The organism is Priestia megaterium (assembly GCF_009497655.1).
GTDB lineage: Bacteria > Bacillota > Bacilli > Bacillales > Bacillaceae_H > Priestia > Priestia zanthoxyli.
Window position 1 is genome coordinate 893,621 of the sequence record NZ_CP023317.1, and the last position, 11,639, is coordinate 905,259.

Annotated in this window: 10 protein-coding genes; 5 read left to right on the forward strand and 5 right to left on the reverse strand. The window is 36.3% G+C overall.

Translation table 11 applies throughout. From position 1 onward, the window contains the following. The first annotated feature begins 386 nt into the window (after window positions 1–386). From CEQ83_RS04600 to CEQ83_RS04615, 4 genes are all read left to right on the forward strand, one after another. A complete protein-coding gene (locus CEQ83_RS04600; protein WP_034269656.1) occupies window positions 387–695 on the forward strand; it encodes a hypothetical protein in 309 nt (102 codons plus the stop codon). Between the two features lie 217 nt (window positions 696–912). Beyond that, entirely contained in the window at window positions 913–1,668 is a 756-nt protein-coding gene (locus tag CEQ83_RS04605; RefSeq protein ID WP_028412172.1) for an IclR family transcriptional regulator, read from the forward strand. 31 nt (window positions 1,669–1,699) lie between these two features. After that, window positions 1,700–2,527, forward strand: a complete 828-nt coding sequence (locus CEQ83_RS04610) for an aldo/keto reductase (protein WP_028412173.1) — start codon at window positions 1,700–1,702, stop codon at window positions 2,525–2,527. Window positions 2,528–2,648: 121 nt separating this feature from the next. Further along, window positions 2,649–3,425 (forward strand): SDR family oxidoreductase, encoded by a 777-nt coding sequence (locus tag CEQ83_RS04615; RefSeq protein ID WP_108674403.1) that lies wholly within the window; start codon window positions 2,649–2,651, stop codon window positions 3,423–3,425. 13 nt (window positions 3,426–3,438) lie between these two features. On the opposite strand, the gene manA is transcribed toward CEQ83_RS04615, so the two are convergent. The 5 genes from manA to CEQ83_RS04640 all read right to left on the reverse strand — a co-directional run bounded on the left by manA (window position 3,439) and on the right by CEQ83_RS04640 (window position 10,647). Beyond that, window positions 3,439–4,386 (reverse strand): mannose-6-phosphate isomerase, class I, encoded by a 948-nt coding sequence (manA, locus tag CEQ83_RS04620; protein ID WP_189643488.1) that lies wholly within the window; start codon window positions 4,384–4,386, stop codon window positions 3,439–3,441. Between the two features lie 62 nt (window positions 4,387–4,448). Then, window positions 4,449–7,049, reverse strand: coding sequence for a mannosylglycerate hydrolase (gene mngB / locus CEQ83_RS04625; RefSeq protein WP_108674405.1), 2,601 nt, complete (start codon window positions 7,047–7,049; stop codon window positions 4,449–4,451). 69 nt (window positions 7,050–7,118) lie between these two features. Next, window positions 7,119–9,071 carry a PTS 2-O-a-mannosyl-D-glycerate transporter subunit IIABC gene (mngA, locus tag CEQ83_RS04630; protein WP_108674406.1) on the reverse strand — a complete coding sequence of 651 codons (1,953 nt, stop codon included), beginning with the start codon at window positions 9,069–9,071 and terminating at the stop codon, window positions 7,119–7,121. Window positions 9,072–9,203: 132 nt separating this feature from the next. After that, window positions 9,204–9,929 carry a MurR/RpiR family transcriptional regulator gene (locus tag CEQ83_RS04635; protein ID WP_108674407.1) on the reverse strand — a complete coding sequence of 242 codons (726 nt, stop codon included), beginning with the start codon at window positions 9,927–9,929 and terminating at the stop codon, window positions 9,204–9,206. A gap of 262 nt (window positions 9,930–10,191) precedes the next feature. After that, window positions 10,192–10,647 carry a MarR family winged helix-turn-helix transcriptional regulator gene (locus CEQ83_RS04640; RefSeq protein WP_025749716.1) on the reverse strand — a complete coding sequence of 152 codons (456 nt, stop codon included), beginning with the start codon at window positions 10,645–10,647 and terminating at the stop codon, window positions 10,192–10,194. Window positions 10,648–10,999: 352 nt separating this feature from the next. Between CEQ83_RS04640 and CEQ83_RS04645 the strand changes: the two genes are divergently transcribed. Then, window positions 11,000–11,638, forward strand: coding sequence for a biotin/lipoyl-containing protein (locus CEQ83_RS04645; RefSeq protein ID WP_028412179.1), 639 nt, complete (start codon window positions 11,000–11,002; stop codon window positions 11,636–11,638). The last annotated feature ends 1 nt before the right edge of the window (window position 11,639 follow it).

The following is an 11,639-nucleotide window of genomic DNA, read 5'->3' on the forward strand; positions in this document are numbered from 1 at the left end:
GGTAACTTTGGAAGTTTTTTAATATACTAAAGCTTCAAACTAAATGCATACTGCCATAATAAAAAACGAACAACATTCAATATAAAGGAGAAATCGTTCACAATAGAAATGTTGAAATTAACCCTTAGTTTCTTTTACATATAAGGCTTTTCTTTATTATCTAAACGTTATTTTTTTGTTTGATCTTTTGAAAAATAAAAGAAGATGATGATAAAATCATAAGCACACAATAATGTTAGATAGGAAACAGGTGAAGAAAGTACGCTATTATTTAGAGATGGTTATAAATAGACAAGATATTATGAAAGATTTCTATATGAATGATATTTTTTCTTTATAGTTAACAAACAATGTGACTACTTATATAAAAGAGAAAAGGTGAAATAATGGCATTTGGAATCAAACGCCCGGAACTAAACGCATGGAAAGCAGCTGTTAAGCGAGGAGAGATCGCATTTTTAACTCATTACTGGCTCGATGAGCGTTTTCCACACGCAACTACCGTAACAAAAGTAGGTTGCAGTGACTTAAATAAGCTGATTAAGTGGGGAGAAAAGTATGGTATTCCCGCTAAGTATATTGATAATCGATCCGGCTATCCTCATTTCGATTTACTAGGCGAGCGTCAGAAAGAAATTATGAAAAAGGAAAATCAGCTGGAGCAGCTGAAGCGATTTGAAGAAGTTAACGAATGAAAAGCAAAGTTAATTTTAAAAAACTGTAAAAAAATTCTATTGTTACGGCTTTTTTTATGTTTAAATAGAAAAAACAGTGGAATAGATTAAGAAGAACAATTACGTTATGTATTCTCTCATATAGGGAAAATAAGTTGATTTAGTTTCCTTATTTGATACGATAAAGAGCTTTGTTTTATAATAAAATTGTTGTTCGGATAAAAGGAGGAAGAAGGGCATGTCCGAGGTTGGAACTTTAAAAAAAGGATTAGATATCTTCTCTTTGCTTTTAAACCGTCCGAATATGACTATTCCGGAAATGATGGAAGCGCTCGGTTTTAATAAGAGTACGATGTATCGTCTTGTGAGCACGCTTGAACAAAACGGATTTATTGTAAGAAACCCGTCTAACCGCTATACGGTTTCACCACAACTGGTGCTGGCACTCGTACAAAATACGATGCATACGAACTATGAAATGAATTGGCTCTCAGTTCCTGCTATGCAGAAGCTGAGTGAAGAGACCAATGAGACCATTTACGCGGGAATTCTCCATCATAAACAGATGGTTACAACTCAGGTGGTGAACGGGCAATATAGCACTCGTACGCATTCCGAAGTAGGAAATAAAAAGCCGCTTCATGCAAATGCTATTGGAAAGTGTATTCTTGCTTATCAAGAGGACAGCGTGCAAAAATCTATTCTTCACGAACTTTCGCTTGAAGCTTATACAGATCGAACGATCACCGAGCTGGACGAGCTGGAAGCTGACTTAGCTTTAAGTAAGGAAAGAGGATATGCTGTCGATGATGAAGAACGGGAGCCTGGCGTTCGCTGTATTGCAGCCCCTATTTTCAGAAAAGGAAAAATAATGGCAGCTATTGCTTTATCAGGTCCATCCGTTCGTATTTCAGAAGAGAAAGACGAAGAACATGCTGCACTTGTTAAACAGTGCGCAGAACAAATTTCACAAGCAATTACTCTTTACGAATAATTCAACAGTAAAAAAGGGGATGAACAGCAACATGGAAAACTTACAGTCAACGACGACCTTAGCAAACGGCGTGAAAATGCCTTGGTTAGGTTTAGGTGTTTATAAAGTAGAAGATGGTCAAGAAGTTGTAGATTCAGTTAAATATGCAATCAAAGCTGGATACAAAAGCATTGATACGGCTAAAATTTATGAAAATGAAGAAGGCGTGGGACAAGCGATCAAAGAATCAGGTGTTTCTCGCGAAGAACTATTTGTTACATCAAAAGTGTGGAATGCAGATCAAGGATATGACACAACTCTTCAAGCGTTTGAAACAAGCTTAAACAAGCTAGGTCTTGAATATTTAGATTTATACTTAATTCACTGGCCGGTTGAAGGTAAGTATAAAGATACGTGGAAAGCACTTGAAAAGCTTTATAAAGACGGGAAGATTCGTGCAATCGGCGTATCGAATTTCCAAGTGCATCATCTAGAAGACTTAATTGCAGATGCAGAAGTTAAGCCGATGGTAAACCAAATCGAATTTCATCCACTTTTAACACAAACAGAAGTGCGTGAATACTGCAAAAAACAAGGAATCCAAGTGGAAGCATGGTCACCGCTTGCACAAGGTGAGCTGCTTGATAACGAAGTGTTAACTCAAATTGCTGAAAAGCACGGAAAATCAACTGCTCAAGTTATCTTACGTTGGGACTTGCAAAACGAAGTAGTAACGATTCCTAAGTCAACAAAAGAACATCGTATTATCCAAAATGCAGACGTATTTGATTTTGAATTAAATGCAGAAGAAGTTGAAAAAATTAACGCATTAAATCAAAATCATCGCGTAGGTCCAGATCCAGATAACTTTGACTTTTAATGTTAAATTAAGACTAAAACGTCTTGTAAGATAAATAATAAACAAAGCGCTATTGTCATTCATGCAGTAGCGCTTTGTTTATTAATTAGGAAATGTGATGGTTGAACGAGGAGGAAAAGTAATGAAAATGTCAGGAAACACTATTTTAATTACGGGCGGAGCGTCTGGAATTGGATTGGCGCTTGCAGAACGTTTTTTAAAGGAAGGAAATGAAGTTATTATTTGTGGAAGAAGGGAATCAAAGCTGCAAGAAGCAAAAGAAAGATTCCCTTCGTTACATACAAAAGTGTGCGACGTATCAATAGAAGAAAGCAGAGTAGAGCTGGTAAAGTGGGCGACTGAAAGGTTCCCAAAATTAAATGTTATTGTGAATAATGCAGGCATTCAGCAGCGCGTAAATCTTTTACACATGCACGAAGAGTGGCAGTATTACGAAAAAGAACTAATGAGTAATGTAAGTGCTCCTATTCATTTAACTTCGCTATTGATTCCTCATTTCGTTCAACAAGAACGTGCTGCGGTTATTAACGTAACGTCGGGGCTGTCTTTAACACCTGGAGCATGGGTGCCAGTTTACAGCGCAACAAAAGCGGCGTTAAGGTCGTTTACGATTAGTTTAAGACATCAAGTAGAAGAAACAAATACCGAAGTGATAGAAATTCTTCCTCCAGCCGTGAACACGGATTTAGGAGGACCGGGACTTCATACATTTGGAGCACCGCTTGATGACTTTGCTGATTCAATATTTGAAGAACTGAAAAAAGGCAAAATCGAAATTGGCTATGGAGACAGCGCTAAAAGGCTTCATGCTTCTAAAGAAGAAATTGAGAAAGCTACAGCACAGGCTTGGAGGGGATTTTTGAAAAATAATCCTGAATTTTTAAAACCCAAGGCGTGAAACGCCTTGGGTTTTAAAGGTAAGAGACCATAAGATCAAGCCCTCCTTCTAATTGAAATATATCGTTAGCAGCAGGTAATAAAAAATGGTCACCTTTTTGCAGATGAAAAGATTGGTTGTTAAATTTAAGCAAGCCATTTCCTTCAATTACACTGCATAATAGAAACGGATAGATGTGTTCAAAGGAAGCGTGTCCTGAAATTTCCCATTTTTCGACTGTAAAATAAGGGCTTCTCACGAAGGTCGTAACCATATAATTTTTACCTTCTGTGATTTCTGCCTCTACTTGATAGTTTTGATGCGGAATTGTAATGACATCTTTTGATTGCTTTAAATGAAGTTCACGTTTCTTTCCATCATTGCTGATTCTATTGTAGTCATACAAGCGATACGTTGTATCCGAGTTTTGCTGTGTTTCTAGTACTAAGGTTCCCTTACATAAAGCGTGAACAGTTCCGCTTGGTACATAGAAAAAATCACCTTTTTTTATAGGAATGCGCTGAAGAAATTGGTTCCAGTTTCCTTGATCAATCATGGAAACTAGCTCTTCTTTTGATTGAGCGTGATGCCCGAAGACTAGTTCTGCTTTCTCATCGCAGTCGATAATATACCAGCACTCTGTTTTCCCCAACTCTCCGTTTGCATGGTTGGAAGCATAGGCATCATTGGGATGTACTTGAACAGATAAATCATGATTCGCATCCAAAATTTTAACAAGAAGAGGGAATTTTTCTCCTTCTATATCTCCGAATAATTCACGATTTGCTTTCCAAAGTTCCCCTAGAGCTTTTCCCTTATGGACGCCATTTGACACCACTGACTGACCATTAGGATGTGCAGAAATTGCCCAGCATTCACCAACTGAATTCGATTCAATATTATAGTGGAAATCTGTTCTTAGTTTTTGACCGCCCCAAACGCGATCCTGAAATACGGGAGTGAAAAAAAGTGGTTCTATCATTATTATTCACCTCTATAAGTAAGTAACATGAGTGCCGGCATACTCATCTAAGGAACTAACAATTATGCAAAAAGAATTGATTTGACTTGATTGCTCTTGACAGGTAAAGAAATTGAAGAGTCGTTTACTTGTAAAGTTTGAATAGGCTTTTCATTTAAATTGATTTCGTATACTTCCTCTGCTTTAAGTTTAAACAGGGCTATTTTTTCTTTACTTGCTGCATTGTAGAATCGTAAAATAAGTGCGGAATCTTTCTCAGCTTTTTTTAAGGTACTAATAACCATATCGCTGTTTTCTTCTGTCAAAAGACTAAAGCTCATTGGAGTAGAAATATTTTCTTTATTTAGCTTCATGGCGTTGAACGGTATTTTATTATAAAAATGAACAGGTGTTGTGTAATGTTTAGCAATTCGAGCAATATTAGCAGAGTTAGAATGAGTGACAAGTGCAAATTCAAGACGCAGCTTACCAATCATTTGGGAATCAGGCGTTGGAAGTTTGATTCCAGATGGTCGACCTGGTCTTCTAATTAATTCTTCTTTACCTAATGTGCCTACGCTGCGGAATAACGTAAGAGCGATAGTTTCATAGTTTTCGCCTATAATTTCGTATTCACGAATACTATTAGTCAGAACACTTACACCCTTATTATGATCAGCAAGGCTTACAAAACTTAGCATTGGATAAATTGAATCAGGGCGTTCATCCCAGCCTTCTTGTTGCCAAAGGTCCATCGCACTGTCGTACACATCTCGTTTGATCGTGCCAAATTGGTTATCAGATACAGAGAATGATGAAGCAATTTCTGTTGGAATCAATGCTCTTAATCGATGGTCTTCAGCTTGATTGTTTATTTCCATTTCTATTGAAATAATTTGTTTATGCATAGGAATTATTAGCTTCATACTGATATCAATTGAGCTATTGATATTTCTATATTTTCGTGCTTCTAAATTTTTAGGAACGTCGAATGTATAATGAATCTCAACGGTGGCTTCGTATTTATTTTCTGTCATTAAAACAGTTGCATTTACGTTGTTGCTATACAGTAATTGTTCATTTTCAAGAGGAGAGAAGTCATACTCGTCACCATCGTCTCCGCCATTTTCTAGAAGCAGTACGTTATTGAACAGCTGATTTAGCTGCTTATCGAATAAATTGATTGTTCCGTTTTTGTTGGCAGTAATATGGTAAAATTCTGTTTCTATTTCTTTTACTTGTTGACATTGATTTTGTATAGAATCTTGTTCACTTGGAACAACAAAATATGTTTTATAGCCCATAGATGGAAGAGTGTCTTTAAATTGAACGGTATATTTGATAAACGGATCATAGTTACCATAGTGTACAATTTGACGATCGATAAGGCCTGGATCCATAACTTCACTATTTAATACATCAAAAGGAACTTGATTGTCATCTTTGTCAGTTAATGTGAAGGTTTTTAATTTGGTAATAATAGTAGTTGTTAAAACTTCTTCACGCTTATAAGGAAGGAAGTTAAATGCTGCCAAGCGATCAAAATCATTGTCTGCCTGAACAGAGTCTACAATTTTTCTTTTGTAAAATTCAATCAGCTGATCTGTTTTTTCCTCGGCTAAAAAGAAACGATTCATAATTTCACGATGCACTTTATCAGAACAGCAGCAGCCGATGCTATCATGGGCATGATTTTTCATAATTTCTTTCCATATTAGTTCAATAAGTCCATGGTGATACTCAAAACCTAATTTATAAGCCATTGAAGCTAAAGGTTCTAGTACGTTTGTAATTTTATTTTCAATTCGTGTATTGGCGGCTTTAATGTCGGTACGCGTTGAGTAAATACTGCGATGGACGCGCATGTATTTCCCATCTAAAAATTCACCTTGTAAAAGTGGGAGATCTTCATTTTTTTCTAGCTCTTCAAATACATTTTCGTATTTGCTCAAGAAAAACTCGCGTTCAGGATAAAGGGTTTTTAGCTTATCCATGATTGTAAATATATTTTGCTGAATTGGCATTTGATCATGTCCATTTGGCAAAATAATATTTTTAGTTGTAGCGCCACGATCAAGCACAGCAAAATATTTATCGATTCGTTTTTGCAATTCACTTTCATCTTCAGGTAAATATTTACCGATTGCATAACCTAATGGGAAAAGTTGAACAAGCACCTTAGAACCGTCCTCTGTTCGCCAGTAAAACTCTGTTTTGTCTGTACCATGACGTTCTGAAGTTCCTCTCCAAAAAATAGAGTAATGGATATCAAATCCATTTAAAATTTGCGGCATTTGTGCGGATTGTCCAAATGAATCAGGCAAATAGCCAATTTTCATTGAGCTTCCGAATTCTTCGCAATCTTTCAACCCATATAAAAGGTTGCGGACGATTGATTCACCACCAACCACCATTTCATCGGTCTGGGTATACCAAGGACCGATAATAAGCTTTCCCTTTGTAACAAGAGCTTTTACTCGTTCTTTGTTTTCTGGCTTCACCGCGAAGTAATCTTCTAAAATAGAGGTTTGTCCATCTAATACGTAATAAGGGTAGTCAGGGTTGGTTTCAAGCATATGCAAAATTTCTTCCATATTATTAACAAGAAGGATGCGTGATTCTTCTGTTGAAAAGTACCATTCTCGATCCCAGTGCATATGAGGTACAATGTGAACATTCTTCATGAGTATATTCCTCCAATTATATGTAGTTTGATAGTGCCGACGGGTGGAAAGCTGCCGGCACTGCTTCTATTAAATAGCTTTGCTGTTACTTTCTGATGCTAAATTTGCTTCAGGGCTGATTTTTTTTTGCTTTTTTAGCTTTGTTTTGCGTGTTACAAGGAGCAAAATCGTTGAAATAGCTGCTCCTACAACGGCTGCACCTAACCAAATTCCCACACCTAGTAGCACAGGCTGCCCTTTTAAAAGTGCTAATGAGAAAATGCCTGCACCAGGAACATTTAATCCTATTTGAAAATAAGAAACAATGGCTCCTGTTACAGCAGAACCAGCAATGAGTGAAGGAATAACACGAAGGGGATCGTTCATCATAAAAGGAATGGCCCCTTCTGTAATACCGGCTAACCCAAGCAGCCACGTTTGTTTTCCCACCTCTTGCTCTTGTTTTGAAAAATGTTTCTTTCCAATAATAGTAGCTCCTGTAATGGAGAATGCTGAAACCATTTTGACAGATGCAAATGTAGCGTAGGGTACAAAGTTTCCGCTTGCCATCGCTCCGATACAAAATGTATATGCAGCTTTATTGATAGGCCCTCCTAAATCAAATGACACCATAGCGCCAATTAAAGCGCCTAAGATAATAGCGTTAGTGCCAGACATTCCTTGCAGCCAACTAATAAGTCCCTCGTTAAGGAAAGCAAGAGGTTTGCCGATGACAAACAGCATAATAGAACCAACAACTAAGGTACCGACAACAGGGTAAAGCCAAAAGCTAATGAATCCTGCAAAGGTGCCTTTAGGTTTAATTTTATTTTTCAATAACTTCAAGAAATAACCAGCTAAAATCCCACCTAGCATTCCACCTAGGAAACCGCTTCCGATTAAGTTGGCAGCTACACCAGCAGCAAATCCCGGTCCAAGAGCGGGTTTATCAGCAATGGAATAAGCCATGTAAGCGGCCAAAATTGGAACCATTAATGTGCCTAAAAGAGTACCTCCAAGTTGACGAAGCATCCAGAGCCAAGAACCTTCAGCATTGTACACCTCTTGAAGATTAAATGCTTGAGAAATGAGAACAGCTGCTGCCAATGTCATTCCACCTGCTACGATAATTGGAATGATGTATGAAATCCCTGTTAGAATGGAATCTTTAATTTCTTTTTTTATGGATTGTTTATCTTCTTCGTCTGAAGCAGTGCTCACATATTCCTTTTTGGTGGCGCTTTCAGATTTTTGTAAAGCATCGTTTAATAATTTTTTTGCTTGCCTTAATGGTGATGCCACCGAGGTTTTGACTTTAGGCAAATGTCGGTAGCGCTCTTCATTTTTTACAGCCACATCTGTTGCGAAAATTACTGCATCTGCTTTTTGTAAAAGAGAGTGTGTGTGGCGGTCTTCAATTCCATTAGCTCCTTGTTTCTCAACGAAAACATCAATACCGAGTTCTTTACCAGCCTTTACAAGAGCTTCCGCTGCCATATATGTATGAGCAATACCAGCTGGGCAAGCCGTAACTGCAAGTACTGTTTTATTAAGTTTGGGTACAGCTGCTATAGCTTCAGTAGTTTGTTCAGCATCTAAACGTTGAAATAAATCCTCATTTGTTGTGGCTTGTAATAAACTCTTTTTATAGTCTTCATTTGATAAACGAGTGACTAGTTCTGATAGCAAAGTTAAATGTGTGGAACCGGATTCATTTTCTGGTATAGCTAATAGGATAATAAGTTCAACTTGGTTGGCGGGATCTATACTTTCCCATGTGTGAATCGGTTTTCTTAACGTTGCAACAGCAAAGGCAGCTTCTTTTACAGCTGTTGATTTACCGTGGGGAATGGCTAATCCTCCTTCAAATCCTGTCGGAGAAAGCTCTTCACGAGCGATAACTGCTTTATAAAACTCATCTTCAGAATGAAGTTTACCAGCTTTACTCAATTGTTTAATTAAGTAGCGAATAATTTCATCTTTAGATTCAAACGGTTGTTTTGTATCAATTAACGCTGGTGATGTAAGGTTTTGCAATAACATGTTTGAACCCCCTTTGTTTGAATGATTTCCTTTGATAGTTCTATCGTAGCACAAAAAAAATAAGAAGAGATTTTCTTCTTATTTTTACACATTCGGAAATATAAAAAGGTTTTTTTTGTGTATAAATACACATTACTCATGATTCCAAAAACATTCAGAAAGTTTTCGTAACACAATCATCAGCGGGGTACGATCTGTTGCATTGTAGCCGTGTATTACTTTTTGAGGTGCGTAGCAATATAAATTATACTCTGCTATTTGCTGTAAAGGATTGCGTGTAAAGTTGGTCATAGATACAATAGGTATTTGTTTTTCATGACCTAGACAAGCTATTTCTAATACCTGAGAGGTTTCACCAGTCAAGCTGATAAGAAAAAGGACATCATCTTTTTGGAGATATTCAAGTTCATGAATCATATCATGTCTATGCATATGGAACTCACTTTGCTTCCCTGTAATTTTTAAATTTTTGACCATCATTTCACAAAAAGGGACGGTATCTCCTACGCCAAAAAAAAGAATACGCTTTGCATGATGAAGAAGCCTAGTTACGGTATGTAATCTTTCAACATCTATAATATTCAATGTTTTTTGAATATTATAAGCGAGGGAGTCTTCCTTTATAATAGGCGAACTAAGCTCGCTTTTTAAGTTGTTTTTAAAATGTGAATATCCATCATAATCAAGTTTTTTACAAAAACGAGTAATGGTATTTGGTACGGTAAATAATTGAGATGCTAGGTATTGAATAGACATGTGAACAATATCTTGTGTATGTTCTCTTATATATTCGACGATTTGATCATCGGTATCATTTAATTTGTATTCAAATTTGTGAACACGGTCTTCGAATAGCACAGTAGATGCTCACCTCAGCTTTTCCTTTATTAATGAGTATAGTTATTATAGCAGATTATTGAAGCAGAGAAGAGCGGAAGTAATGATTAAGAGAAGATTAGAGATGATATTTGTGTGTGAAAATTGTTAGGGAATTGTTACGTTATACAATGAATGGTTATAAGTGCATGTATATAATAGAAAAGAAAGGGTAAGCTTCTTTTTTGTAAAAAGATATAAAAAGCGTGTGTCCATAAAATAAATGAACACACGTTTTTTAGCATTAACGATCTACAGTTTGTCTAATTCGTTTTTCCATTTTTTCAAGCATGCGGAGGTACTCATCCTGTTCTTCAGGAGTTAGAGCAAAAAGCATGTCTTGCCAAAATAAATTTCGCTGCTCAATTACATAGTTCACTAATGTTTCGCCAGCCTCTGTTAAGGATATCCATACAATTCGGCGGTCTTTTTGGTCACGTACGCGCTTAATGAGTGCATCATCTTCTAATTGATTTAATAAAATGGTAGTAGCCCCGGAGGTTAGCTTTAGATTTGAAGAAATTTCGGCTACCATACGTTTAGAGCTGATTCCAATGAATTTTAGAATTAAAAATTTTGTAATGGTCAAATTATAGGGCTGCTCACTGATTTTATCTTCCAAGAGCTTTCGCTTGAGTTCAAATAATGAGGTTTTAACTTGGTCAAGTTTTTCTAGTTTATCTATTAACTGCTGATCCATCATAATCACCTTTTCTTTATCATTATAGGTGTTAAACAATTGCTGCTAGTTACCTATTGTGGTTTATGTATATAGGGAGTTTGTTCCAAAAAAAGGAGCTGTTTTTATGTATAACCCTATGCTTATATATCTAACTTTAAAGTAAAGTAAAGTACTTGTAAAGAAACCAAAACTTTTAAGTTGTATTTCAGTTAAAGATGTAGTAAAGTATTCAGTCGGGAAAACTTTATGAAACATAAATGTTTAGTTTTAAAAATAAATTAAAATCAAAGTTATTTACAACTAAATATCTTTGTGATAAAGTTATCTAGCGTAATACTTAACTGAATGAAATATTAAGGAGGTAAAATAAATGTCAAGAGGGCGTTTAATTTTAATGAACTTTATCGGAATTATTGTAGTATTAGCTTTAATTATTGGTGGGGGATACTATTATATTCAAAAATCTAATTATGTATCCACAGACAATGCAAAAGTGTCGGGCGATCTTTATACAGTAGTAGCGCCAGCGGCAGGTAAAGTAGCAAGCTGGAATATTGAAGAAGGTAAGGATGTTTCAAAAGACGATGAGGTAGCTAAAATCCAATCAGAAGATGGAGAAAAAACAGTTACAGTACCAGAGGATGGTAAAATCATCAAAACACAGGTAAAAGAAAATCAAATGGTTCAAGCTGGTCAACAAATTGCTAGCGAAGTAGATATGAATAACTTATTCATCATTGCAAACATTAAAGAAGACAAATTAAAAGATATTGAAGCTGGCGATGACGTTGATGTAACAGTTGACGGAGATACTAAAACAACAATCGATGGAAAAGTAGAAGAAATCGGTTATGCAACAAACTCAATTTTCTCATTAATGCCAAGCTCTAATTCAGACGGCAACTATACGAAAGTATCACAAACAGTTCCTGTTAAAATCTCTATTTCTAACTACTCTGAAAACGTACTACCAGGTATGAACGCAGAAGTTAAAATCTCTAAAAACTAAG

Coding starts and splice junctions, on each gene's coding strand:
- CEQ83_RS04610 (WP_028412173.1), top strand. CDS start 1,700: ATGGAAAACTTACAGTCAACGACGACCTTAGCAAACGGCGTGAAAATG.
- manA (WP_189643488.1), bottom strand. CDS start 4,386: ATGATAGAACCACTTTTTTTCACTCCCGTATTTCAGGATCGCGTTTGG.
- mngA (WP_108674406.1), bottom strand. CDS start 9,071: ATGTTATTGCAAAACCTTACATCACCAGCGTTAATTGATACAAAACAA.
- CEQ83_RS04615 (WP_108674403.1), top strand. CDS start 2,649: ATGAAAATGTCAGGAAACACTATTTTAATTACGGGCGGAGCGTCTGGA.
- CEQ83_RS04605 (WP_028412172.1), top strand. CDS start 913: ATGTCCGAGGTTGGAACTTTAAAAAAAGGATTAGATATCTTCTCTTTG.
- CEQ83_RS04600 (WP_034269656.1), top strand. CDS start 387: ATGGCATTTGGAATCAAACGCCCGGAACTAAACGCATGGAAAGCAGCT.
- mngB (WP_108674405.1), bottom strand. CDS start 7,049: ATGAAGAATGTTCACATTGTACCTCATATGCACTGGGATCGAGAATGG.
- CEQ83_RS04645 (WP_028412179.1), top strand. CDS start 11,000: ATGTCAAGAGGGCGTTTAATTTTAATGAACTTTATCGGAATTATTGTA.
- CEQ83_RS04640 (WP_025749716.1), bottom strand. CDS start 10,647: ATGGATCAGCAGTTAATAGATAAACTAGAAAAACTTGACCAAGTTAAA.